Below are 24,244 nucleotides of genomic sequence, written 5' to 3'. Positions count from 1 at the left end.
TCGGGCGCGGTTGCCTCAGGCGTGCGCGGCGTCGAGGTCCGCCCGGATCGCCGCCGCCTCCGCGGCCGGCTCGTTGCCCGCCAGCAGGACCGTGGCGGCGGCTCCGACCGCCGCCGCCGCGGGGTCGGGGAGCGTCGCGGCCAGGACGGCGTCGAGCGCGACCGCGACCGGGTGCAGCGGTGGCCGCGCGGCGGGGGTGCCGGGGGAGCCGTGCTCGACGGCGAGGACGGTGGCGGTGACCGGTCCCGGGAACAACCGCCGCCAGAGCGCCTCGCGGTCCGGCGGCGCGTCGGTGCGCCCGCCGACCGCCGCATCGAGCGCCGCGGCGATCTCCGAGTCTTCCGCGATGGCGGCCCGGCCGGCGGCCCGGCGCGCGACCGCCACCGCCACGGCGCGCTGAGCCGGGCCCTCGGCGCCCGCGAGGCGCTCGGCGAGCTCGAGGTCGTGCTGGGCGAGCCAGGCGGTGTTCCCCGGGATGGCCCGCAGCCGGTCCGACGGGCGCGCAGAACCCCAGGTGAGGCGGTCGACGGCGGCCTGGCGCGCGCCGGCGCCCGCCTGCGCGCCGCGTGCGCGCTCGTCCGCGAGGCGCGCGTGGTCGGCGTCGCTCGGTCCGGCGCGCTCCTCGTCCGGCACGGTGCCGCGGGCCGCCGCCCGCAGCCGGTCGGTGACGTCACCCACGGTGCGGACGCGGTCGCCTGCCTGCCGGACGAGGGCGGTGACGGCGTCGACGGCGGCTCGCGCAGGTGGCAGGTCGACCGCGGCGGCCACGGCCCGCAGCGCCGCCGCCCGGGGGGCGGACGGCACGTCCGGCGCCGGGACCGGGCCCGTGCCGTCGTGCACGTGCCCGGGCGCGCCGCGGCTCGGGTCGCCCGACCAGGCGCCGCGTCAGCTCCTTTCGGTCGACCGCCGGGGCGGCGCGGCCGTCGCGCACGGCGTCGAGCAGGGCCTCGACGTCCGCGTCCGCCAGCACGCCGGCGGCGACCGCGAGCCGCCGGGCGGCCCACGCCGCGACCGCGCGCTGCGCCGGCGCGGAGGCTGCGCCGAGCTCCGCCGCCAGCTCGGGGAAGGCGGTGGCGAGCCACTCCTCCCGGGCGCGCCAGGCGCCCCGGTCGAACGGGGTGCGGGCGGTGGCGGTCGGCGGCCCGGCGACGAGGGGGCGGTCCCCGGGGAGGTCCGGGCGGCCCGGGCGCACCGGGCGCACCGGGCGGGCGCGGCCCGCGTCGTCCGAGGACGGGGCCGGCCGCGGCCGCGCGGTCACCGCAGCGCCCCGAGGCCGTGGCCCGCGCAGTCTGCGGTCCCGTTCCGCGCGCAGCCGCCGGATCGCCTCCTCGCGGCTCGGTTCGACCCACGCGCGGGCCGGCTCCAGGGCCACCGGGTACGTGTCGCGCGCGACGCCGGCCCAGTACGCGGACCTGCGGGACGACGTCCGGACGACCGCCTCGGGCGCGGGCGGGGCGGGCCAGAGCTGGAGCAGGTAGCGGTCGGTGACGGGGTCGTCGTCCATCCGGGCGCCGTCGTACCCGTCGTCCATCCGGTCGGCGCACCACCGGGCGCGGCCCACCTCCGCCGGGACCTCGATGTTCTCCGCTGAGTCGAATGCGCTCAGCGCGTACCGCGGACCGGCGGGCGTGAACGGCACCTCGACGACGTCCTGCCAGCCATCCGGGACCTCGGGCCGGGTCAGGTGCGCCTCGATGCGGACCGGCACCGGGCCCGTGTGCGTCCCGGTCCGCAGGGAGAGCGCGCCGGGACGCCGCGCGCCGCACAGGCCGTTGGCCTGCCCGGCGTACGCCTGGTGGCCCGACGTGGGGTCCGCGCCGTACGGGAGCAGGTCCAGGAACCCGTAGTGCACGTGCACCTCGGTGTCGAGCAGCACCCGCACCTCGTCCGACATCACGCGCGCCTCCGCCATGCGCACCACGGTGGACCCTCGGCGGTGCGTCCGTCCGGCCCTCCGGACCGCCTCACCCGATCGGGCGTCCGCGGCCCGGGTTGGCCCCTCCAGGCCCGTGCTCGGGCGGGCCGGCGGGGTCCCGGGATGTCGGCCGTCCCCTCTAGAGTTCTGGGGTGACGACAGCCCTGTACCGCCGCTACCGGCCCGAGACCTTCGCCGAGGTCGTCGGCCAGGACCACGTCACCGCGCCGCTCCGGCAGGCGCTGCGCTCGGGGCAGACCAACCACGCGTACCTGTTCTCCGGCCCCCGCGGCTGCGGCAAGACGACGTCGGCGCGGATCCTCGCGCGCTGCCTCAACTGCGCCGAGGGCCCGACCGACACCCCGTGCGGCGTGTGCCCGTCCTGCGTCGAGCTGGCCCGCGGCGGCCCCGGCAGCCTCGACGTGGTCGAGATCGACGCGGCCAGCCACGGCGGCGTCGACGACGCGCGCGACCTGCGCGAGCGCGCCACGTTCGCGCCCGCCCGCGACCGGTACAAGGTGTTCATCCTCGACGAGGCGCACATGGTGTCGCCGCAGGGCTTCAACGCGCTGCTCAAGATCGTCGAGGAGCCGCCGGAGCACGTGAAGTTCATCTTCGCGACGACGGAGCCGGACAAGGTGATCGGCACCATCCGGTCCCGCACGCACCACTACCCGTTCCGGCTGGTGCCGCCGGACGTGATGGTCGGGTACCTGGACCAGCTGTGCACGACGGAGGGCGTCACCGTCGGCTCCGGCGTGCTGCCGCTCGTCGTGCGCGCCGGCGGCGGGTCCGTCCGCGACTCGCTGTCCGTGCTGGACCAGCTCATCGCCGGCTCCGGGCCCGACGGGCTCGTGTACGAGGACGCCGTCGCGCTGCTCGGGTACACGCACGCCTCGCTGCTGGACGACCTCGTCGAGGCGATCGCCGCCCGCGACGGCGCCAGCGCGTTCCGCGTCGTGGAGCGGGTCATCTCCACCGGCCACGAGCCGCGCCGGTTCGTCGAGGACCTGCTGGAGCGGCTCCGCGACCTCATCGTGCTCGCCGCCTCGGGCGAGGCGGCGGCCGCCGTGCTGCGGGACGTGCCCGGCGACCAGATGGCCCGGATGCAGCAGCAGGCGGCGCACCTCGGCGCCGCCGAGCTGTCCCGGTCCGCCGACCTGGTCAACGCGGCGCTGTCCGAGATGACCGGCGCGACCTCGCCGCGGCTGCACCTCGAGCTGCTGATGGCCCGGCTGCTGCTGCCGGCGCTCGACGACTCGGCCGCCGGGATCGGGGCTCGGGTGGACCGGCTCGAGCGCGAGGGCGTGCGGGTGGCGGGCGCCGGTGCCCCCGCCGTCGCGCCGGCCGCTCCCGCCGCAGCGTCGGCGTTCGCGCCGAGCACGCCGGTGGAGCGGGTGGCCGTCGTGACGCCGCCGCCCGCCCCCGCGCCCGAGGTGCGGGCCGCGGAGGAGACGCTGCGGGCGGCGGAGCCGGAGGTGCCCGAGGTCGCGGCACCGGCCGCCGACGCGGACGCCACCTCGCCCGACGGCGCGCACCTGCCCGCGGCGGGCACGGTCGACGCCGCCCCGGCGGTCGCCGAGCCGGACGCCGCCCCGGCCGAGCGCGCGACCGCGGAGCCCGTGGCCGCCGAGCCCGCGGCACCCGCGGAGCCGGCCGCCGCAGGGCACGCCCCCGTGCCGCACGACGTGCCGACCGCGGAGCCGGTCGCGCCCGCCGAGCGCCCGGCCGGCGCCCCGGGCGGCGGCGACACCGAGATGCTGCGCCGCCGCTGGCCGGAGGTGCTGGAGACCCTCGGCCGGCTGAAGAAGACGACCTGGGTGCTCATCAGCCAGAACGCGCAGGTCGTCGAGCTCGACGCCACGACGCTCAAGCTGGGCTTCGGTGCCCCGGGGCTGGCGTCGGCGTTCCGCGCCGGGTCGCACGCCGACCTCGTCCAGCAGGCCGTCCGCGAGACGCTCGGGTTCACCGTCAAGGTCGAGCCGGTGCTCGCCGGTGCCCCGGGCCCGGCCGCGGGCCGGCCCGCCGGGGGCCCGGCCGCGCCGACGACGCCCGGTCGCACGGCGACGCCGTCCGCCGCCGAGGCCGCGGCGTCCTGGGACGCGCCCGCGGCGCGCCCGGCCCCGGTGCCGAGCCCCGTGGAGTCCCCGCGGACGCCGCACGGCGGCGCGGCGGGCGGTGCCGGCGGCGTCGACGCGCCCGCGGACGAGGAGCCCGACGCGGCGGACCCCTGGGCCTCCGCGACCACGGAGCCCCGGGGGGCGGCGGCCGCCGACGGGTCCGCGCGGCCCGACGCCGACACCCGTCCGGACGCTGCCGCCCGACCCGACGGGTCCGCCCGCCACGACGCTGCCGCGCGCCCCGCCGACGGCCGTCCCGGCGGTGCCGACGCGGGCGCGGACGCGGCACCGGGTGCGACGCCCGCCGCCGGTCGCACGACGGCGGCAGCGCCCGCCGTGTCCGCCGACGGCTGGCCCGAGGTCGCCCCGATCCCCGGCTCGCGCGCCACGGGCGACGAACCCGGCCGGCAGAGCGACGACGCGGCGGCCGCCCAGGAGGACGACGGGCCCGCGCGCACGGGCGCCGGTGCGTCGTCGGGCGGCCCCTCCCCGGTCGACCGCGGTGCGGCCGACGCGCGTCCCGGCGGACCCGACGCCGACGACCGCGCCACCGACCCGCGGGCCGTCGAGGACCGCGGCGCCGACCCCCGCCCCGGCGACGTCGACGACCGCCCCACCGGGGCGCCCGCCGGCGACCGGCCGGCCGGTCCTGACCAGCCCGCCGGTTCCCACCAGCGCGCCGGTTCCGACCAGCTCGCCGGTCCCGGCCGCTCCGGCGCGTCCGCCGGCCCGTCCGACGGCTCCGGCCCGTCCGACCGCTCCGTCGCGTCCGACCGTCCGGCGACCCCCGACGCCCCGTCCGACGCCCCCGCGGCGCCCGGCCGCGCTGACCGCGCGTCCGGGTCGGCCGCGTCGGGCCGTCCCGCCGCGCGCCCCGCACCGACGGACCCCGGCGCCCCGCCGCCGTGGGACCCGCACCCCGACGACCCGGGCGCGCCCGAGCCGCCGGACGACGACTGGGCCCGCGACCTCCCGCCGGACCCGGGCCCCGACCCGTTCGCGACGGGCGCCCCGGCGCCGGCCCGCCCGGCCCCGACGGCCCCGTCCGCGCAGCCCAGCGGCGCCGACCGCGTCCGCGCGGCCGCCCGGGCCGCGGCCGCCGGCGGCGCGACCGCCGCAGCCGCCGCGCCGCGCGTGTCCTGGGCCGACGACGAGCCGTCGATGGACGACCCGGACATCGGCTCCAGCGGGCTGTCCGGCATCCCGCTCCTGGCGCAGGCGCTCAGCGCGACGGTGATCGAGGAGATCGTCGACGAGGGGTACTGACCCGAGCCCGCCGCGGCGTCCCGGAGCGCCCGCGCGGTCGTGTGGGCGCCGGGCCGTAGGCTGGGGGCGTGTACGAGGGCGCGGTCCAGGACCTGATCGACGAGCTCGGGCGGCTGCCCGGCGTCGGTCCCAAGAGCGCGCAGCGGATCGCGTTCCACATCCTCGCGGCGGACCCGACGGACGTGCGCCGGCTGGTCGACGCGCTGACCGAGGTCAAGGCCAAGGTCCGGTTCTGCGTGCAGTGCGGGAACGTGGCGGAGGAGGACCTCTGCCGGATCTGCCGCGACCCGCGCCGCTCGCCCGCCGTGCTGTGCGTGGTCGAGGAGCCGAAGGACGTCGTCGCCATCGAGCGCACCCGCGAGTTCCGCGGGCGGTACCACGTGCTCGGCGGCGCCATCAACCCGATCGCGGGGGTGGGGCCGGACGACCTGCGGATCAAGGACCTCATGACCCGGCTGGCGGACGGCACCGTCACCGAGGTGATCCTGGCGACCGACCCGAACGTCGAGGGTGAGGCGACGGCCACCTACCTGGCGCGCTTGCTCGTGCCGATGGGCCTGACGATCAGCCGCCTGGCGTCCGGCCTGCCGGTGGGCGGCGACCTGGAGTACGCGGACGAGGTCACGCTCGGCCGCGCGTTCGAGGGCCGGCGCCGCATCAGCGCCTGACGCCGTCCCGTCCGCCGTCCTGCCGGTCGCCCGGACCGGCGCCCCGCCCTCTGACCGCCGCGGCCACGTCGGCGTGGCGCGGCGCGACCCGGAGGGGCAGCATGGCCCCGTGACCGCACCCGACGACGACCTGCGCGTGGCGACCGACTCGGCCCAGGTGGACGACCTGGCGCTCGACCCGGAGGCCGCCGACCTGCGCGCCGTCGCGGACTCGACGGCCCGCGAGTGCCGGGCCTTCCTCACGACGGTCACCGAGGTCGCGTCCGGGACGAACCCCGACGCCGCGATCCCGCTGCTGCTGCTGGCGGTGTCGGACGTCCTCGCGGTCGGGGCGCGGCTCGGCGCGATCGTCGACGTGGTGCCGACCGACCGGTTCGAGCCGGACGTCGGCCCGGACGCGGACGTCGAGCCGCTGCGCGCCGCCCTGGCGCAGGTGCTCGACGGCGTCGATGAGTACGCCGAGGTGGTCGACCCGGTCCTGGGCGGCGAGGTCACCGCGTCCACGCTGTCCGGTGACCTCGTCGCGATCGCGGGCTCGCTGCTGCAGGGCCAGCGGCACCACGACCGCGGGCACGTCCTCGAGGCGCTGTGGTGGTGGCAGTTCTCGTACCTGTCGACCTGGGGCGAGCGCGCCGCGAGCGTCCTGCGCACGCTGCAGGTGCTGCTCGGCCACCTGCGGCTGGACGTCGACGACGACGTGGCCGCCGAGGCGGAGTACGACGCCCTGCAGCCCTGAGGGCGCCGCCGCTCAGCCCGCCGCCCACCCCCGGAGGTCGGCCCGTGACCGGTGCCCGAGCTTCCGCAGCGCGCGGCTCATGTGGTTCTCGACGGTGCGCACGCTGAGGTGCAGCCGCGCCGCGATCTCCCGGTTGCTCAGCCCGTCCCGGCCCAGGGCGGCCACCTCGCGCTCCCGGTCGGACAGCGGCTCGGGTCGCCCGGGCCGCGGTGGTCGGCCACCCGCGCCGCCCGCCGGCTCGGTGCCGAGCAGCCCGTGCGCCGCCGCGACGAGCGACCGCCCGACCCGCGGGTGCACCCGCGGCAGCGCCGCGGCGGTCGCGGCCTCGTCGCCGTCGGCGAGCGCGAGCTGCAGGTCGAGGTACGGGTCGAGCAGCGGCAGGACCGCGTCTGCCCGGGCGGCCCGGACGGTCGCGGCCCGTTCCGGGGTGAGCGGCGGCGGGGCGAACGCCCAGGTGAGCAGGGCGGGCTGGCGGAGCCCGGCCCCCGCGTACGACAGACCGGCGCGCCAGGCGATCTCCGTGGCGGTGGGGCGGTCGCCGGTGGCCGCCGCGAGCGCGACCGCGCCCATGACGCGCAGCGAGCGCAGCAGGGGCCGGTAGTCCCGCGGCGCCTCCTCCAGCTCGCGCAGCAGCGCCCGGGCCAGGTCGACGCGCCCCGCACCGACCTGGAGCACGGCGCCCAGCGCGAGGGCCCGCCGGTGGAAGGTGGTCCCGACGGGGCCCGGGGGACCGAGGCGCAGCGCGGTGCTGAGCACGCGCCAGGCGGCGTCCTCCTCGCCCGCGAAGAGCAGCACCTCCGCGAGCACCGCCCCGTGCACCCGGATGCCGACGGCGTCGTAGGCGTCGTACGCGGCGCTCAGCAGGGTGTGCTCGTGCCGCTCGGCGTCGGCCAGCCGGCCGAGCAGAGCCAGGCTCTCACCGTGCAGCGCGGCCCGGTAGTGCCGGAGCTCGTCACCGGGCGCGCCCGGTGCCACGTCTCCGTCGGCGGACCGTGCGGGCACCGCCAGCGCCAGGTCCGGCCGGCCGGCCTCCAGGAGCGCCGCCGCGCGCAGCACCCCGGACGCCCCGCGGAACGCGGCGACGGGGACGGCGACGGGGTCCGCGGCGGCGACGGCCTCCGCGGGCGCGCCGTCCCGGATGGCCTCGACCAGGCGCTGCTTGAGGTCGTCGAGCTCGCGGAGCGGCCCGACGGCGTCGTCGTCGTCCGACGGCGGTGGACCCGGGTCGCCGGGACCGGCGAGGTCGGCCCCCGCGGCCGGCCACGCCTCGGCCCCCGGCCGCCCGCCCGCGCGGGCCCCGGGCCACGCCGTCCACCGGGCGCGGTGGTACCGGAACACCACGTCGTCCTCGGCCGTGTCCGCCGCCGCGCGGGCGGTGTCGCGGAGCACGCCCGCGATCCGGTCGCGGGCGGGGCGGCGCATCAGTAGCGCCAGGTACGCGTTCGCGGTGCCGAGGCGCGGCTCCGCGACCCACGCGGCGCAGGCGGCGGACTCGGCAGCGGCGGCCCGCTCGTGCACCACACCGGCTACCTGGGTGCTCCAGCGCAGGAAGTCGGCGCTGCCCGCCGCGTCCCGGGCCAGCAGCGTGCCGAGGTCGGCCCGGGCGGGCTCGATCCCCGCCGGCCCGTCCCCGGCCACCTCGCGTGCCGCCGCCAGCAGCCGCCGCCGGCGGGCGGCGCCGACCCGGTCCCGCAGCGCGCGGGCGAGCGCCGGCGGGGTGACGACGAGCAGCCCGCCGGCGCCGTCGTGCTCGGCGACCCGCCCGTGCTCGGCGAGGTCGTCCAGCAGAGCCGGGTCGACCAGCCGCGCCGCGACGCCGGGCGGCACGGGACCGGCGACCGCGAGGCGCTCGAGCGCGTCCACCCGCTCCTCGTCGAGCGCCCCGAGGAGCAGCGACGCGACCACCTCGGCCGGGACGGACGCCAACCGGCCGTCGTCCACGTGGCGGCCGTCGTCGCGCCGGAGCGCTCCGGTGGCCCGCGCGGCCGCGAGCAGCGCGACGGCCGCACCCGGGTTGCCGCCCGTCTGCGCGTGCAGGGTGGCCGTCAGCGCCGCGCCCGCCGTGCCCCCGAGCGAGTCGGCCGCGAGCGCGCTGAGCGCCCCGAGCCCGAGCGGCGCGAGGCGCACCTCGGCGGGCGACCGGGCGACGACGAGGTCGCGCACCGGGCCCGGCGGCGCGCGGAGGGGGTCCGCCGTGGCCGCGGCGACGAGCCGGCAGCCGGTGCGCTGCAGCGCCCGCCGGACGACCCGGAGGGTGCCCGGGTCGACCCGGTCCGCGTCGTCCACGAGCAGGACGCTGCGCGGCGCGGCGAGCTCGTCGGCGAGCCAGGCGGTCAGCGCGGTCTCGTCCGGCGCGCGCGGCGGAGCGGACGGGTGGTCGAGGACGGCCGCGAACGGCGTCGGGCCGCTCGCGCGGAGCAGCAGGCCGGTCAGCCGCCGGTCGGAGAGGTCGGCGCGCAGGGCCTCGAGGGTCGCGGTCCGGCCGCTGCCGCGCTCGCCCCGCAGGACGACGTCGCGGCCGGCGCCGAGCCAGCGCAGCACCGCCGCGGCGGCGTCGTCCCGGCCGCCGCTGCCCGTCGTCGGCACCTGGCGCACCCCCTCGCGGTGCGCGACGCGCCGGTGCGCCCGCCCCTGACCGCGGGATCCAGCCTAGAGCGGGGCCGAGCCCTGGGAACAGGGGCCGGCCGTCCGTGGGTCCCGGCGGCGTCGACGGGGCGCTGGACACGTCGAGCGGGCACCCGGGGGATGCCCGCGTCGCCGCGTCCGGTGCCCGGTGGACCCGGGGCCCGGGTCAGGCGACCGTGGTTTCCAGCTGGACGTCGATGTTGCCGCGGGTGGCGTTCGAGTACGGGCACACCTGGTGCGCCTGCTCGACCAGCTTCTCGGCCGTGGCCTGGTCGACTCCGCCGATCTCGACGTGCAGCGCCGCGCTCAGCGTGTAGCCGCCGGTGCCGTTCGGGAGGATGCCGATGTCGGCGACCACCGCGGAGTCCCGGATCGGGGTCTTCGCCGCGGCGGCGACGCCCTTGAGCGCGGAGTGGAAGCACGCGGCCCAGCCGGCGGCGAACAGCTGCTCGGGGTTGGTGCCGCCGCCGGGGCCGCCCATGGGGGCGGGCACGGCGAGCGTGAGGTCGAGGACGCCGTCGTCGCTGGTGACCCGGCCTCCGGCGCGGGCCTCTCCGGTCGAGGTGGCGGTGGCGGTGTAGAGCGCGCTCATGAACGGGGCCTCCCGGTAGAGTTACTAGTTCGTCTACCAGACAACCACACCCCGCGGTCGCGTGCCAGACTGGCGGCTCCGCGACCACGTCACACCGCCGAGGGGAGACCCATGACGACCACCGGCCTCGCCCGGCAGCTCCTGGCCGACCCGACCCCCGGCGACGTCCCGGGCTCGCCCGTGGCCGCGCGCATCCTCCGCGCCGCCGCCGGCCTGTTCTACGCCGACGGCATCCGCGCCGTGAGCGCGGACCGGGTGATCGCGGCCGCCGAGGTCAGCAAGGTGACGTTCTACCGGCACTTCGCCACCAAGGACGCGCTGGTCGTCGCCTACCTGACCGCCGTGGCCGCGGCCGAGCGCGCGGCGCTGGCGGCGGCCGAGGCCGCCCACCCGGACGACCCCGGGGCCGTGCTGCGCGGCTACGCCGACGTGCTCGGCCGCGAGTCGTGCGCGCCGGGCTTCCGCGGCTGCCCGTTCATCAACGCCGCCGCGGAGTACGCGGACCCGGCGCACCCGGTGCGGGGCGTCGTCGCCGAGCACCGCCGGTGGATGGTCGGCGCGGCCGCGGCGCTGCTCGGCCGGCTGGGCCTGACCGACCCGGACGCCGCCGCCGAGGAGCTGGTGATCCTGCGGGACGGCGCGATGGTCGCCGGGTACGTCGGGGGCGAGGAGCGGGCGCGCGCCGTCGCGGCCGCGCTGCAGCACGCGGGCGCGGCCGTGGTCGCCGCCCACCGTCCCGCGTGACGGTCTCGGGCCTCGAGCTCACGGTCGGCACCGTGGTGCTCCTCGTGCTGGCCGGGTTCGCCGCGGGGTGGGTCGACGCCGTCGTGGGCGGGGGCGGCCTGGTGCAGCTGCCCGCGCTCCTGCTGGTCCCCGGGATCACCCCGGTGCAGGCGCTCGCCACCAACAAGCTCGCCGGGATCATGGGGACGTCGGTGAGTGCGGTGACGTACTACCGGCGGGTGCAGCCGGACCTCGGGACCGCCGGGCCGATGGCGCTCGCGGCGCTGGTCGGCGCGGGTGGGGGAGCGGCGCTGGCGTCGCTGCTGCCCGAGGACGTGTTCGTGCCGGTGATCCTGATCGCGCTCGTCGCCGTCGCGGTCTACACGGTGGCGCGGCCCCGGGTCGGGCGGGCCACCGCGCTGCGCTGGCAGGGCCGCACGCACCTGCTGGTCGCCCTGGCGCTCGGCGCGGGCATCGGGTTCTACGACGGGCTGCTCGGCCCCGGCACGGGGTCGTTCCTCGTCATCGCGCTGGTCGGGGTGCTCGGCTACGCGTTCCTCGAGGCGTCCGCGCAGGCGAAGATCGTCAACGCCGCGACCAACCTCGGCGCGCTCGCGGTGTTCGCCGCGCAGGGCGCGCCGCTGTGGCGGCTCGGGCTGATGGTGGGCGCCGCCAACGTGATCGGGTCGTACCTCGGCGCGCGCACCGCGGTCGCCCGGGGCAGCGGGTTCGTCCGGGTGGTGTTCCTGGTGGTGGTGAGCGTGCTGATCGTGCGGCTCGGGGCCGAGCTGCTCTGACGGTCCCGCGATGCGGGCGCCCCGCCGGCGGGTGGTGTGCCGCGGCCTAGAATTCGGCCGACCCCGGCGGTCGCCGCCCGGCGGCCGCACCCCGCAGCAGGAAGCTCCCTCCCGTGGCCCTCATCGTGCAGAAGTACGGCGGTTCCTCGGTCGCCGACGCCGACAGCATCAAGCGCGTCGCGAAGCGGATCGCGGAGGCCAAGCGCGCGGGGGACGACGTGGTCGTCGTCGTGTCGGCGATGGGCGACACGACCGACGAGCTGATCGACCTCGCGCAGCAGATCACCCCGCTGCCGCCGCAGCGGGAGATGGACATCCTGCTGACGGCCGGCGAGCGCATCTCGATGTCGCTGCTGGCGATGGCGATCAGCAACCTCGGCGTCGAGGCGCAGTCGTTCACGGGCCAGCAGGCCGGCGTCATCACCGACTCCGTGCACGGCAAGGCCCGGATCATCGACGTGACGCCGAGCCGCATCCAGCAGGCCGTCGACGCCGGCGCCGTGGCGATCGTCGCCGGGTTCCAGGGCGTCACCCAGCACACCAACGACGTGACGACGCTCGGCCGCGGCGGGTCGGACACCACCGCCGTGGCGCTCGCGGCGGCGCTGCAGGCCGACGTCTGCGAGATCTACACCGACGTCGACGGCGTGTTCACCGCGGACCCGCGCATCGTGCCGTCGGCCCGCAAGATCGACCGCATCACCTACGACGAGATGCTCGAGATGGCGGCGAGCGGCGCCAAGGTGCTCGTGCTGCGCTGCGTGGAGTACGCGCGCCGGTACGGCGTCCCGGTGCACGTGCGCTCGTCGTTCTCGACCCACCCGGGCACCCTGGTCACGGATGCCGCGACGGAAGAAGGAGCACCGATGGAGCAGCCGATCATCGCCGGCGTCGCGCACGACCGCAGCGAGGCCAAGATCACGATCGTCGACGTCCCGGACGTGCCCGGCAAGGCCGCACGCATCTTCGAGGTCGTCGCCGGCTCGGGGGTCAACCTCGACATGATCGTGCAGAACGTGTCCGTCGCGTCGACCGGCCGGACGGACATCTCGTTCACGCTGCCCGCCACGGACGGCGCCGCCGCGACCGCCGCGCTGACCCGGCACCAGCCCGACATCGGCTTCACGTCGCTGCAGTACGACGACACGATCGGCAAGCTGTCGCTGATCGGCGCCGGCATGAAGTCGCACCCCGGCGTGTCCGCCCGGCTGTTCGCCGCGCTGTCGGACGCCGGCATCAACATCGAGATGATCTCGACCTCGGAGATCCGGATCTCCGTGGTCACCCGCGCCGACCAGCTCGACGACGCGGTGCGCGCGGTGCACACGGCGTTCGACCTGGACAGCGCCGACGAGCAGGCCGTGGTCTACGGGGGGACGGGACGATGAGCGCGAGCACCACCGGGGGCCTGCGGGTCGGCGTCGTCGGCGCGACCGGACAGGTCGGCGCGGTCATGCGCCGGCTGCTGGAGGAGCGCGACCTCCCCGTCGCCGAGATGCGCTACTTCGCCTCCGCGCGGTCGGCCGGCACGACGCTGCCGTGGCGCGGCGAGGAGATCACCGTCGAGGACGCGGCGACGGCCGACCCGACCGGCCTGGACATCGCGCTGTTCTCCGCGGGCGGCACCACGTCGAAGGCGCAGGCCCCGCGGTTCGCCGCGGCGGGCGTCACCGTGGTCGACAACTCGTCGGCCTGGCGGATGGACCCGGACGTGCCGCTGGTGGTGTCCGAGGTGAACCCGGGCGCGCTGGACGAGGTGCGCAAGGGCATCGTCGCGAACCCGAACTGCACCACGATGGCCGCGATGCCGGTGCTGCGGGTGCTGCACGAGGAGGCCGGCCTGCGCCGGCTGGTCGTGTCGACCTACCAGGCGGTCTCGGGCTCGGGGCTGGCCGGCGCGCGCGAGCTCGACGAGCAGGTGCGCGGGGCGGTGGAGCAGGACACCCTCGCCCTGGTGCACGACGGCACGGCGGTGACGTTCCCCGAGCCGCAGAAGTACGTCGCGCCGATCGCGTTCAACGTGATCCCGCTGGCCGGCAACCTCGTCGACGACGGCAGCCTCGAGACCGACGAGGAGCAGAAGCTCCGCAACGAGTCCCGCAAGATCCTCGGCATCCCGGACCTGCTGGTGTCCGGCACCTGCGTGCGGGTGCCGGTGTACACGGGCCACTCGCTGTCCATCAACGCCGAGTTCGACCGGCCGATCACGCCGCAGCGCGCGTACGAGCTGCTGGCCGACGCGCCGGGCGTGCAGCTGGCCGACGTGCCGACCCCGCAGCAGGCCGCCGGTGCCGACCCGTCGCTGGTGGGCCGCATCCGGCAGGACCCGGGTGCGCCCGACGGCCGCGGGCTGGCGCTGTTCATCTCGAACGACAACCTGCGCAAGGGCGCCGCGCTCAACGCGGTGCAGGTCGCCGAGCTGCTGGCCGCGCGCCTGGGCGCGACGGCCTCCTGACCGCACGTCGACGGACCCGCCGCCTGCTCCTCGCGAGCGGGTGGCGGGTCCGTCGCCGTCACGCGCCGGGTCACGCGGCCGGCGGGACCACCACGACCTTGCCGTGCACCCGCCCGGCGTCGGCCTCGGCGTGCAGCGCCGGCAGCTCGGCCAGCGGCACCCGCCGGGCGATCTCGACGCGCAGCTCGCCCGCGTCGACCAGCGCGACCAGCCGCCGCAGCACGTCCGCGTCGGGGTGCACGTAGATCGTCTCCGCGCGCACGCCGCGCTCCGCGTCGTCCGGCGTCGGGACCCGCGGGGTCGTCGAGACGACCACGCCACCGTCGCGGACGCGGGTGGCGAGGGCGACGAACTCCTCCTCGGTGATGGGCGCCAGGTTGAGCAGGACGTCGACGGGCTCGGTCACGGCGTCCAGCAGCGAGGTCGCGGTGTGGTCGACGACCTCGTCCGCCCCGGCCGCCCGGACCAGGTCGGCGCTGCGCGGGCTCGCCGTCGCGACGACGTGCGCGCCGGCGCGGTGCGCCAGCTGCACCGCGTACCCGCCCACGGGGCCGCCCGCGCCGTTGATGAGCACGCGCTGCCCGGCCTCGAGGCCGCCCGCCTCGAACAGCGCCTGCCAGGCGGTGAGCCCGACCGACGGCAGCCCGGCCGCGTCGGCGAGCGGGATCCGGGTCGGCGCCGGCACCAGGGCGTCGGCCGGGGCGACGACGAGCTCCGCGGCCGAGCCGTCCGCCGTCATCGGCAGGAACCCGACCACCGCGTCGCCGACCGCGAGCCCGGTGACGCCGTCGCCCACGGCGTCGACCGTGCCGGAGACGTCGTAGCCGGGGGTGTGGGGGAGCGTGATCGGGATCGGCAGGAAGCCGCCCCGCATGCCGCCGTCGGCGGGGTTGTACGCGGAGCCGGCGACCCGGACCCGCACCTCGCCGGCGCCCGGCTCCGGCACCGCGACGTCCTCGTAGCGCAGGACGTCCGCGTCGCCGGTCTGGTGGAACCGCACTGCCTTCATGGTGACTCCTCGGGTAGGTGCTTCGGGTTCGAAGCGATGTCGATGACGCTACACATGCTTCGAAGACAAAGCAACCCCTTCGACTTCGAACGTCCGGGAACGTCTTGCGTAGATGCCCGCCTCCATGGTTCATTAGTGGAGCAACGAACCACAGAACCGGCGAGGACCAGCCGCACGAGAGAGGAGGCGCCCCGTGTTCGACGGCCGCGACCCCATCTACGTGCAGATCGCCGACCAGATCCGCCAGGACGTCCTGCGCGGCGACCTCCAGCCCGAGGAGCAGGTGATGAGCACGACGCAGTACGCCACCACCTTCCGCATCAACCCGGCCACCGCCGCGAAGGCGTTCGCGCAGCTCGTCGACGACGGCATCCTCTACAAGCGCCGCGGCGTCGGGATGTTCGTCGCGCCGGGCGCCCCGGACCGGCTCCGCGCCGAGGGCCGGGAGACCTTCTTCGCCGAGTCCGTTGACCCGGTGGCGGACCACGCCCGCGCGCTCGGCATCCCGCTCGAGGACGTCATCGCCCGGCTGCGCGCGCACGCCGCCCGCACCGCCGGCGCCGAGCAGGACGGGGCGGCGTCGTGAGCGCCCCGCTCGGCGTCGAGGCCCGCGGGCTCGGCGTCCGGTACGGCCGGAAGGTCGCGCTCGGCGGCGTGGACGTCGCGATCCCCGCGGGCTCGATCACCGGCCTGCTGGGTCGCAACGGGTCCGGCAAGACGACGCTGGCGTCGGTGGCCGCCGCCTTCCGCCGCCCCACCTCCGGCGCGGTGCTGGTCGGCGGCGAGGACCCGTGGGAGAACGAGGACCTGCTGCCGCGCGTGCTGCTGGTCCGCGAGTCGGGCGACGTGCTCGACGTCGAGACGCTGCGGACCAACCTCCGGTTCGTCGAGGACTGCCGGCCGGCGTTCTCCCGCGAGGTGGCCGAGCGGCTGATGGACCGGTTCGAGCTCGACCCGGACGCCAAGCCCCAGAAGCTGTCCCGGGGCCAGAAGTCGGCGTTCGGCATCGTCCTCGGGATCGCGTCCCGGGCGGACCTGACGATCCTGGACGAGGTGCACCTGGGGCTCGACGCCCCCTCCCGGTACGCGTTCTACGACGCGCTGCTCGAGGACTACGTCGAGCACCCCCGCACGATCGTGCTGTCCAGCCACCTGATCGGCGAGATCGAGCGCCTGGTCGAGCACGTCGTCGTCCTGGACCACGGGCGGGTGCTGCTCGCGCAGGACGCAGACGCGTTGCGGGTCACGGGCGTGTCCGTCACCGGCCCGGCGCGGGAGGTCGAGCGGTTCGTCGTCGGGCGCACCGTCCTCGGCCGGCAGCAGCTGGGCGGCACCGCGCAGGCCACGGTGCTCGCCGCGCTCGCGGACGGCGAGGCGGCCGCGGCGCGCGCCGCCGGCCTGGACCTGGGCCCCGTCCCGCTGCAGGACCTGTTCGTGCACCTGACCGCCGACGGCGCCGCGGACGCGGCCCGCGAGCTCGGGAGGGCCCGATGAGCGCCACCACCCGTCCGCTGTTCCCCGCGCGGCCCGTCACACGGCAGGGCCCGGTGCTCCGCACGGCCGTGTCCGTGCTCGCCTGGTTCGGGCAGGTCGCGCTCTGGTACTGGGGCATCGTCCTGGTCGTCGTCGTCGCGCTGCCGCTCCTCGTCGACGCCTTCGGCGAGGTCGGCACCTCGACCATCTGGTTCGCCCGGCAGAGCGGGGTGTGGTTCCCCTTCTCCGTGCTGATCGGCGTCGCGACCACGTACCCGCCGGTGCACGTCGCGAGCGGGATGACCCGGCGCAGCTACGTGCGGGGCACCCTGCTCGCGGTCGTCGCGATCGCGGCCGCGTTCGCCCTCCTCATGGCCGGCGGGCTGATGGCCGAGCGCGCCTGGTACGGCGCGATGGGCTGGGACTGGTCGCCGCAGGACCAGGGCTGGTTCGACCCCGACGTGACGTTCGGCAGCCTGCTGGTCGCGTACCTGGCGACGTTCGTGGTCGCCTACGTGAGCGGCCTGCTCGTCGGCACCGTGTACGCCGCCGCCGGCGGCTGGTGGGGGACGCTGACGCTCCCGCTGACGGCCGGGCCGTCCCTGCTGATGACGGTCCTGGTCGGCAACTCGAACGACTGGGTCCCGTTCTCGGAGCTGTTCGGCAGCACCGGCGAGGGCACGCCGCTCGCCCTGGTGCTGACCGTCGCCGCCGTCCTCACGCTCACCATGGCCGCCGCCTTCTGGCTGCTCGCCACCCGCCGGTCGATCGCGCCGCGGCGCGGCTGACCACCCCCGGCGCAGCCGACCGCGCCCTGCACCACCCGCCCTGCTCTGCCACCGCACCGCCAGACAGGAGAGTCCGTCATGCAGGAAGCACCCGTGATCCACGCGGAGCACCTCCGCAAGAGCTACGGCCGCACCGTCGCCGTCGCCGACGTCAGCCTGACCGTCCGCCGGGGGGAGATCGTCGGCGTCCTCGGCCGCAACGGCGCCGGCAAGACCACCACCGTCGAGATGATCGGCGGCCTCCGCGAGCGCGACGGCGGCACCGTCCGCGTGCTCGGCCTGGACCCGGGTGGGTCCGCGCACGACCGCGCGGCCCTGCGCGAGCGGGTGGGGCTGCAGCTCCAGGAGTCCGCGCTGCCCGCCCGGATCACCGTGCGGGAGGCCGTCGTGGAGTACGCGTGCTTCTACGACGACCCGGCGGACCCGGACGAGCTGCTCCGCGACCTCGGCCTGGCCGACAAGGCCGGCACCCAGTGCCGCGCCCTGTCCGGCGGCCAGAAGCAGCGGCTGTCCATCGCGCTGGCGCTGGTCGGCAACCCGGAGCTCGCGGTCCTCGACGAGCTCACGACCGGGCTCGACCCGCAGGCGCGCCGGGACACCTGGGACGTGGTCGAGCGGGTGCGGCGCCGCGGCGTCACCATCGTGCTCGTCACCCACTTCATGGAGGAGGCCGAGCGCCTCTGCGACCGGGTGGTCCTGGTGGACGCGGGCCGGGTCGTCGCCGAGGGGACCCCCGCCGAGGTGGCGGCCCGGGTCGGCGCCGAGCAGACGCTCGCGTTCCACCCGTCGGCGCCGGTCGACCCGGCGGCGCTGCGGGCGCTCGACGGCGTCGGGAGCGTGGAGGTCGCGCCGGACGGCGTCGTGACGCTGCGCGGCACCGGCAACGTGGTGCAGGAGGTCATGGTCGCCCTCGCCGCGGCGGGGGTCCGGCCGGACGACCTGCGCGTGCACCGCAGCACCCTCGAGGACGCGTTCGTCACGCTGACCGGCGCGCCGGCGGCCGACGAGGCCGCGCCCGCCCCGTCCGACGCCCGAGTGGAGGCCTGACATGTCCGCGACCAGCCCCCGGGTGCTCGCCCGGGTCACCGCCGTCGAGGGCCGGCTCGCCCTGCGCGACCCCGGCAACTTCTTCTTCGCGGTCTTCTTCCCGCCGCTGCTGCTGGCGGTGCTCGGCCTCGCGATGCCGTGGGGCTCGACGCCGTACAGCGAGGACGACCCCCTGCTGTCGCAGATCAACGGCATCACGGGCTACACGCCGGTCGTGCTCACGCTGGCGATCGCGACCGTGGCGCTGTCGGTCTACCCCATCAACATCGCCACGTACCGCGGGCAGGGCGTGCTGCGCCGGCTGTCCACGACGCCGCTCCCGCCGTCCCGGCTGCTCGTCGCGCAGATCCTGGTCAACGTCGGCGCGCTGCTCGTGGCGGCGGTCCTGACGCTCGCCGTCGGGCTGCTGGTGGTGGACGTCAGCGCCCCGGAGGACCCGGCGGTGGTGCTGCTCGCGTTCCTGCTCACCGCGACGTCGACGTTCGGGGTCGGCTCGCTCATCGCGGCGCGCGCCCCGACCGCCGGCGCGGCGACCGGGTTCGGGATGACCGTCTACTTCGTGTCGCTGTTCTTCGCCGGCGTGTGGCTGCCGCTGCCGATCATGCCGGACGTCGTGCAGGACATCGCCGTGTGGACGCCGCTCGGTGCGGGGTCGCAGGCGCTGCTCGACGGCTGGGTGGGTGCCGGGTTCCCGACCCGCGAGCTGCTGGTGATGGCCGGCTGGACGGTCGTCCTGGTGCCGCTGTCGGGGCGGCTGTTCCGCTGGCGCTGACGCCCACGTCTCCGCAGGGCGCGCGCCCGGCCCCGGCTCCTCCCCGGCGGCTGGGCGCGCGCTGTGAGTCTCGTCGCGAAACCGTGCAGATCGCGGCCCGTCGCTCCAGCGGCCGGGCCTGCCCGCCGATGATCTCGGTATGCCCCCCGTCCCGCCCGCCCGCCGCGCGCGCGACCGGGCGCCGCACGAGGCGCCGGTCGTCGTGCGGCTGCTCGCGCACGCCCCGGCGTGGGCGCGGACCGGCGGGCCGGCGGCGGCCGGCGGCCGGGTGCTGCTGCTGTTCGGCGGGGCGGTCCTGGTCCTCGGCGGGCTCACCCTCGGCACGAGCGGCCGAGAGCTCGCCGTGCTGGCCGGCACCGCGGGCGTCCTGCTCGCCCTGGTCGGCCTGAGCCTCCTGGTCCGCTGGCGCCGGGACGGCTGGGGCACGCTCGCGTTCCCGCTGGCGCTGCTCGCGGCCATCGCGGTCGTCGCGGTCGCCACGGACGGCGTCGCGACCGCGTTCGTCGGCCTGGTCCCGCTCGCCTTCGTCCACACCGGGCTGTTCCACCCCGGCCGGGCGGCGCTCGCCCTGCTCCCCGCGGCCTGGGCGTCCTACCTCGCGCTGTTCCCCGTCCTCGACGAGCGCGCGCTGGTGCGCCTCGCGATCAACGGCATCACCTGGTGGGCGATCGCCGGGATCCTGGCGCTGGCCACCGAGCTCCAGCGGGACCTGCGGCGCCGGCTGCGCACGGACGCCCGCACCGACGCGCTCACCTCCCTGCGCAACCGCCGCGACCTGGACGAGCGCCTGGCCGCGGCGTCGGCAGGCGACTGCGTCGTGATCGCGGACCTCGACCACTTCAAGAGGGTCAACGACACCCGGGGCCACGCGGCGGGCGACGCCGTGCTGGAGCGGTTCGGCCATGCTCTCGACCAGCACCTGCGCCGGCGCGACTACGCGGCGCGGTACGGCGGCGAGGAGTTCGTGCTGATCCTGCCCCGGACCGAGCCGGTGCAGGCCATGAACATGCTCCGCGCGCTGCGCGCGGAGTGGGCCGAGGAGGGCACCGGGGTGACGTTCTCGGCCGGGATCGCGCTCGTCGCCCCCGGGACCCCGCCCGGGTCGGCGCTGGCCGCCGCGGACGTCGCCCTCTACCGGGCGAAGCAGGCGGGGCGGGACCGGTTCCGGATCGCGACCGAGGGGATCGGCGCGCGCCGGCCCGGCGGCCCGGCGGCCGGGGTGCGCGACCGCTCGAGCGACCGCCCGGCCGCGGCGGACCCGTGGGAGCTGCCGGCGGGGCGGTGAGCGGGGCTCGGGCGGTGCGCGTCGCTCGGGCGGTGGGCGGGGCTCGGGCGGTGCGCGTCGCTCGGGCGGTGAGCGGGGCTCGGGCGGTGCGCGTCGCTCGGGCGGTGCGCGTCGTCGGCGTGCGGGGTGTGCCCGGCGGCCGGGCCGGCGGGGCCTGACCGGGGACGACGAAGGCCCGGACCTGACGGTCCGGGCCTTCGCTCTCTCACCGGTCGGGGTGGCGGGATTCGAACCCACGACCTCCTCGTCCCGAACGAGGCGCGCTACCAAGCTGCGCCACACCCCGGTGAAGCCCGCCCAGCATAGCCGACGTCGGACGGTGGGCGTGCATCGAGACCACCGGTCCGGCCGAAGTGTGAGCAGCGTCGCGTCTCAGGCGGCGACGAGCGTCAGCAGCGTCGCCTCGGGCCGGCACGCGAACCGCACCGGGGCGTACGGCGACGTGCCCAGCCCGCCGCACACGTGCAGCCAGGACGAGTCCGCGCCGCCGCGCGCGTCCGGGCGCGGGCCCGGCCAGCCGTGCAGACCCTTGGCGCGGTCGCGGGGCAGGTCGCAGTTGGTCACGAGCGCCCCGTAGCCCGGCACCGCGAGCTGGCCGCCGTGCGTGTGCCCGGCCAGCACGAGGTCGACCGCGTCGTCGTGCATGGCGTCGAGCACGCGCCGGTAGGGGGCGTGCGTGACGCCGAGGTGCAGGTCCACGTCGCCACGCGCCGCCCGCGCCACCCCGGCGTCGTCGACCACCGCCGCCGGGCGGACGTCGTCCGGGCCGCCGGCCGCGGGGAACCGGTCGCGGTCCAGGTGGGCGTCGTCCGTGCCGACCAGCGAGATCCGCCGACCGGCGACCTTCACCTCGTCGCGGCGGTTGGTGAGGTCGACCCAGCCCGCGTCGCGGAACCGGTCGCCCAGCGCGCGCCAGGGCAGCTCGACCGGCGGCCGGGGCGGCGCGACGCGGGCGTCCGGCAGCAGGTACCGGGCGGGGTTCTTGGGCGACGGCGCGAAGAAGTCGTTGGAGCCCCACACGAAGGCGCCGGGCGTGCCGAGGTGCGGCTCCAGCGCGCGGAGCAGCGACGGCATCGCGTCGACGTGCGCCCAGTTGTCGCCGGTGTCGACGACCAGGTCCGGCTGCAGCGACGCCAGGTCCCGGACCCAGTCGACCTTGCGGTGCTGGCCGGGCGTCAGGTGCAGGTCGGACAGGTGCAGGACGCGCAGCGGGTCCTGGCCGTGCGGGAGCACCGGGACGGTGACCTCGCGGAGCGCGTACCAGCGCACCTCGACGAGGGCGCCCCAGGCGACCGCCGCGGCGCCCGCGAGGGCGGTCGCCCCGAGGGCCTTCGCGACCGGGTGGGTCATCCGCCGTTGTTCCCGTTGCCGCCGCCCTGCCCCGGGTTCTGCTCGCCGGCCGGGGGCGCGGCCGGGCCGCTGGACAGCGTGAGGGTGATCGTCGACCCCGGCGTCGCGCTGCCCGAGGGGCTCTGGCTGACGACCGAGCCGGGCGTGATGTCGGAGGGGGTGCTGCCGCCGACCGTCACGCCGAACCCGGCGCCCTGCAGGGTGGCGGTCGCGCTCGCCTGGTCCTGGCCGACGACCGACGGGACGCCGACCTGCTGGCCGAACCGCAGGTCGGTCGTCGGGGCGGTGAACCCCGGGTTGGGCTGGCCGTCGTTGAGGGCCTCGTCCATGAAGTTCTTCCACGTCACGCCCGCGAACGACGAGCCGTAGGCGTACCTCGCGTACCGGCCGTTGATGGTGATGCCCTGCATCGGCTGGTTGCGGTCCGGGTAGCCGACCCACACGACCGAGGCGAGGCGCGGCGTGTAGCCGGCGAACCAGGTGTGCTCGTTGCGGGTGGTGGTACCGGTCTTGCCCGACGCGGTGTAGAAGGACGGCGCGCCCAGCGACCGGCCGGTGCCGTTCCAGACGTTGCTCATCGCCTCGTTCATGCCCGCGGCGACGTTCGGGTCGATGGCCTGGTGGCAGCCGGCGTCCGGGATCGGCTGGTCCTCGCCGTCGGCGTTCTTGACGTTCGTGATGGCGATCGGCGAGCAGTAGATGCCGCCCGAGGCGAACGTCGCGTAGGCGCCCGCGAGCTGGAGCGGGCTGGTCGAGCCCGAGCCGAGCACGTTGGACGGGACGGCCGAGATGGCCTCGCCCTCCGAGCCGCTGTTCGCGCTGGTGACGCCCAGCTGCTTGGCGCCCTCCATGATGGTGCAGAGGTCGAGCTCCATCGCCATCGACAGGTAGGCGAGGTTCACCGACTGCTGGGTCGCCTGCATCACGGTCATCATGCCGGCGCCGCCCTCGGCGTTGCCGACCTTCCAGGTCTGGCTGGGGTACCGCGAGCCGCACGCCGTGAACTGGTTGGTGTTCAGGGTGCGCTCCGAGCCGTTGACCCGCTGGTTCAGGTTGTGGCCGGTCTTGAGCCACTCGAGCAGCGTGAACGGCTTGAACGTCGAGCCGGGCATGAACCCGTTCGACCCGCCGTACGAGTACGACGTGTTGTAGTTGACCGACGAGTCCCGGCCGGCCGCGTCGGCGGCGTTGTTGAAGTTCCGGTTCTCGGCCATCGCCTTGATCTGGCCGGTGCCGGGCTCCACCACGGACATCGCCGAGCCGACGCCGGTCGGGTCGTCGACCGGGACGGTGGCCTTGACCTGGTTGTCGGCGACGGTCTGCAGCCGCGGGTCCAGGGTGGTCGTGATGGTGAGGCCGCCGCGGAGCAGCGTCTCCTCGCGCTCCTCGGGGGTCTCGCCGAACGCGGGGTCGTTGCGGATCACGTGCGTGACGTAGTCGCAGAAGAACCCGGAGCCCTGGACGACGTTCCCCGCGGCCATGCAGCCGTTCTGCGCCTCGCTGACGCGCAGGGTGTCGGCGATCGGCGTCGCGGTCCCGGCGTCGTACTCCTCCTGGGAGATGAAGCCCTGCTCGTGCATGAGGCGCAGCACGATGTTGCGGCGGCCCTGCGAGTCCTCGGGGTTCTTCACCGGGTCGAACGCCGTCGGGCTCTGCGTGATGCCGGCGATGGTCGCGGCCTCGAGGTAGGTGAGCTCGACCGCGTGCTTGCTGAAGTAGCGCAGCGCGGCGGACTCTACGCCGTACGTCGCCACGCCGAACTGCGCGATGTTCAGGTAGTTCTCGAGGATCTGGTCCTTGGTCATCGTCTTCTCGAGGGCGATGGCCAGCTTGGCCTCGCGCAGCTTGCGCGCGTAGCCCTCGGGGCCGTCGGCCTCGCGCGCCGCCTCGGCCGCGGCGAGGTCCCCGTCGCGGACGGCGGTCTCGATGAGCACGTTCTTCACGTACTGCTGCGTCAGCGTCGACGCGCCCTGCGTGGAGTCGTTGAACTGGTTCTGCACCATCGCCCGGACCATGCCGGCGGGGTCGATGCCGCCGTGCTGGTAGAACCGGCGGTCCTCGGTCGCGACCACGGCGTTCTGCATCTGCACGGACACCTGGTCCAGCGGCACCACGACGCGGTTCTCGGCGAAGAACTCGGCCAGCACGGTGCCGTCCGCGGCGAGCATGACCGACTTCTCCGACAGCGGCTTGGTCTCGAGCTCGGACGGCAGGTCCTCGAACGCCTCGACGCTCAGGTCGGTCGCGGTGTTGGCGACGGCGACGGTCGGCAGCACGAGCCCGGCGGTCAGCAGGCCGCCGACGCCGGCGGTCAGCACGAAGGCGAGCAGCAGCGCGAGCGCCTGCACGACGGTGACCTGCCGCCCGCGCGGCGAGGGGGTGGGAGCCATGCCCGCCAGGGTACGGGAGCGGTCCGTCCCGCCGCCGGTCGTCCACAGGGCCCGCGGGGACCTGCACCGTACCTGCACACGCCCCGGGACGCGGCCGGACCAGGCGGAACAACCCGAACGGAGGATGCAGCGGGACGAACCGGACCGCTACGGTCGCCGTGCAGGGGGACTGCCGCACCGTCCGCCGTCGTGCTCGCACGACGGCGCGGACGGCCTGTCCCGTACCTCGGGGA

20 protein-coding genes and 1 tRNA gene are annotated in these 24,244 nt (G+C 76.7%); 13 read left to right on the top strand and 8 right to left on the bottom strand.

Annotation, left to right across the window (positions count from 1 at the left end; all coding sequences use genetic code 11):
- Positions 1-15: 15 nt before the first annotated feature.
- Complete coding sequence (locus tag Cpa01nite_RS13690) at positions 16-678, bottom strand: hypothetical protein (protein WP_203669302.1); 663 nt, start codon at positions 676-678, stop codon at positions 16-18.
- Positions 671-1,912 (bottom strand): hypothetical protein, encoded by a 1,242-nt coding sequence (locus tag Cpa01nite_RS13685; protein WP_203669301.1) that lies wholly within the window; start codon positions 1,910-1,912, stop codon positions 671-673. The genes Cpa01nite_RS13690 and Cpa01nite_RS13685 overlap by 8 nt, the downstream gene beginning before the upstream one ends.
- Before the next feature lie 155 nt (positions 1,913-2,067).
- Between Cpa01nite_RS13685 and Cpa01nite_RS13680 the strand changes: the two genes are divergently transcribed.
- The 3 genes from Cpa01nite_RS13680 to Cpa01nite_RS13670 all read left to right on the top strand — a co-directional run bounded on the left by Cpa01nite_RS13680 (position 2,068) and on the right by Cpa01nite_RS13670 (position 6,705).
- Positions 2,068-5,301, top strand: coding sequence for a DNA polymerase III subunit gamma and tau (locus tag Cpa01nite_RS13680; RefSeq protein WP_239068776.1), 3,234 nt, complete (start codon positions 2,068-2,070; stop codon positions 5,299-5,301).
- A 68-nt stretch (positions 5,302-5,369) separates the two neighbouring features.
- Positions 5,370-5,969, top strand: coding sequence for a recombination mediator RecR (gene recR / locus Cpa01nite_RS13675; RefSeq protein WP_147794914.1), 600 nt, complete (start codon positions 5,370-5,372; stop codon positions 5,967-5,969).
- Positions 5,970-6,126: 157 nt separating this feature from the next.
- Positions 6,127-6,705 carry a DUF5063 domain-containing protein gene (locus Cpa01nite_RS13670; RefSeq protein WP_373307424.1) on the top strand — a complete coding sequence of 193 codons (579 nt, stop codon included), beginning with the start codon at positions 6,127-6,129 and terminating at the stop codon, positions 6,703-6,705.
- Positions 6,706-6,717: 12 nt separating this feature from the next.
- Here the strand turns inward: Cpa01nite_RS13670 and Cpa01nite_RS18900 are convergent, their stop codons facing one another.
- Entirely contained in the window at positions 6,718-9,291 is a 2,574-nt protein-coding gene (locus Cpa01nite_RS18900; protein WP_275406253.1) for a helix-turn-helix transcriptional regulator, read from the bottom strand.
- 205 nt (positions 9,292-9,496) lie between these two features.
- Complete coding sequence (locus Cpa01nite_RS13660) at positions 9,497-9,922, bottom strand: organic hydroperoxide resistance protein (protein WP_203669300.1); 426 nt, start codon at positions 9,920-9,922, stop codon at positions 9,497-9,499.
- Positions 9,923-10,033: 111 nt separating this feature from the next.
- Here Cpa01nite_RS13660 and Cpa01nite_RS13655 point away from each other — a divergent pair, with 111 nt between their 5' ends.
- The 4 genes from Cpa01nite_RS13655 to Cpa01nite_RS13640 all read left to right on the top strand — a co-directional run bounded on the left by Cpa01nite_RS13655 (position 10,034) and on the right by Cpa01nite_RS13640 (position 13,897).
- Positions 10,034-10,666: a TetR/AcrR family transcriptional regulator gene (locus Cpa01nite_RS13655; protein ID WP_203669299.1), complete on the top strand. Its 633-nt coding sequence runs from the start codon at positions 10,034-10,036 to the stop codon at positions 10,664-10,666.
- Positions 10,663-11,442, top strand: coding sequence for a TSUP family transporter (locus Cpa01nite_RS13650; RefSeq protein WP_203669298.1), 780 nt, complete (start codon positions 10,663-10,665; stop codon positions 11,440-11,442). The genes Cpa01nite_RS13655 and Cpa01nite_RS13650 overlap by 4 nt, the downstream gene beginning before the upstream one ends.
- Positions 11,443-11,555: 113 nt before the next feature.
- Positions 11,556-12,830, top strand: a complete 1,275-nt coding sequence (locus tag Cpa01nite_RS13645; protein WP_203669297.1) for an aspartate kinase — start codon at positions 11,556-11,558, stop codon at positions 12,828-12,830.
- On the top strand, positions 12,827-13,897 hold the full coding sequence (locus tag Cpa01nite_RS13640) for an aspartate-semialdehyde dehydrogenase (protein WP_203669296.1): 1,071 nt from the start codon (positions 12,827-12,829) through the stop codon (positions 13,895-13,897). The genes Cpa01nite_RS13645 and Cpa01nite_RS13640 overlap by 4 nt, the downstream gene beginning before the upstream one ends.
- A 70-nt stretch (positions 13,898-13,967) precedes the next feature.
- Here Cpa01nite_RS13640 and Cpa01nite_RS13635 read toward each other — a convergent pair whose 3' ends face one another.
- Complete coding sequence (locus Cpa01nite_RS13635) at positions 13,968-14,906, bottom strand: NADP-dependent oxidoreductase (RefSeq protein WP_203669295.1); 939 nt, start codon at positions 14,904-14,906, stop codon at positions 13,968-13,970.
- Positions 14,907-15,099: 193 nt separating this feature from the next.
- On the opposite strand from Cpa01nite_RS13635, the gene Cpa01nite_RS13630 reads away from it, so the two are divergent.
- The 6 genes from Cpa01nite_RS13630 to Cpa01nite_RS13605 all read left to right on the top strand — a co-directional run bounded on the left by Cpa01nite_RS13630 (position 15,100) and on the right by Cpa01nite_RS13605 (position 20,271).
- Positions 15,100-15,492, top strand: coding sequence for a GntR family transcriptional regulator (locus tag Cpa01nite_RS13630; protein WP_203669294.1), 393 nt, complete (start codon positions 15,100-15,102; stop codon positions 15,490-15,492).
- The gene (locus tag Cpa01nite_RS13625) at positions 15,489-16,400 is read left to right on the top strand and encodes an ATP-binding cassette domain-containing protein (protein ID WP_203669293.1); all 912 of its coding nucleotides are present in this window, start codon (positions 15,489-15,491) and stop codon (positions 16,398-16,400) included. Before Cpa01nite_RS13630 ends, Cpa01nite_RS13625 begins: the two co-directional genes overlap by 4 nt.
- On the top strand, positions 16,397-17,167 hold the full coding sequence (locus Cpa01nite_RS13620) for a hypothetical protein (protein ID WP_203669292.1): 771 nt from the start codon (positions 16,397-16,399) through the stop codon (positions 17,165-17,167). Before Cpa01nite_RS13625 ends, Cpa01nite_RS13620 begins: the two co-directional genes overlap by 4 nt.
- A gap of 78 nt (positions 17,168-17,245) precedes the next feature.
- Positions 17,246-18,214, top strand: a complete 969-nt coding sequence (locus Cpa01nite_RS13615; RefSeq protein WP_203669291.1) for an ABC transporter ATP-binding protein — start codon at positions 17,246-17,248, stop codon at positions 18,212-18,214.
- Between the two features lies 1 nt (position 18,215).
- Positions 18,216-18,986, top strand: a complete 771-nt coding sequence (locus tag Cpa01nite_RS13610; RefSeq protein WP_203669290.1) for an ABC transporter permease — start codon at positions 18,216-18,218, stop codon at positions 18,984-18,986.
- A gap of 139 nt (positions 18,987-19,125) precedes the next feature.
- Positions 19,126-20,271, top strand: coding sequence for a GGDEF domain-containing protein (locus Cpa01nite_RS13605; RefSeq protein WP_203669289.1), 1,146 nt, complete (start codon positions 19,126-19,128; stop codon positions 20,269-20,271).
- 212 nt (positions 20,272-20,483) lie between these two features.
- Here the strand turns inward: Cpa01nite_RS13605 and Cpa01nite_RS13600 are convergent.
- The 3 genes from Cpa01nite_RS13600 to Cpa01nite_RS13590 form a co-directional block, all read right to left on the bottom strand.
- Positions 20,484-20,557: transfer RNA gene (locus tag Cpa01nite_RS13600), tRNA-Pro, on the bottom strand.
- An 86-nt stretch (positions 20,558-20,643) separates the two neighbouring features.
- A complete protein-coding gene (locus Cpa01nite_RS13595; RefSeq protein ID WP_203669288.1) occupies positions 20,644-21,621 on the bottom strand; it encodes a metallophosphoesterase in 978 nt (325 codons plus the stop codon).
- Positions 21,618-24,011 (bottom strand): transglycosylase domain-containing protein, encoded by a 2,394-nt coding sequence (locus tag Cpa01nite_RS13590; RefSeq protein WP_203669287.1) that lies wholly within the window; start codon positions 24,009-24,011, stop codon positions 21,618-21,620. The genes Cpa01nite_RS13595 and Cpa01nite_RS13590 overlap by 4 nt, the downstream gene beginning before the upstream one ends.
- Positions 24,012-24,244 lie beyond the last annotated feature (233 nt).

The organism is Cellulomonas pakistanensis, assembly GCF_016862755.1.
Classification (GTDB): Bacteria; Actinomycetota; Actinomycetes; order Actinomycetales; family Cellulomonadaceae; genus Cellulomonas; species Cellulomonas pakistanensis.
The sequence above is the reverse complement of the archived record's forward strand: the minus strand, read 5'-3'. Positions and strand labels throughout refer to the sequence as shown.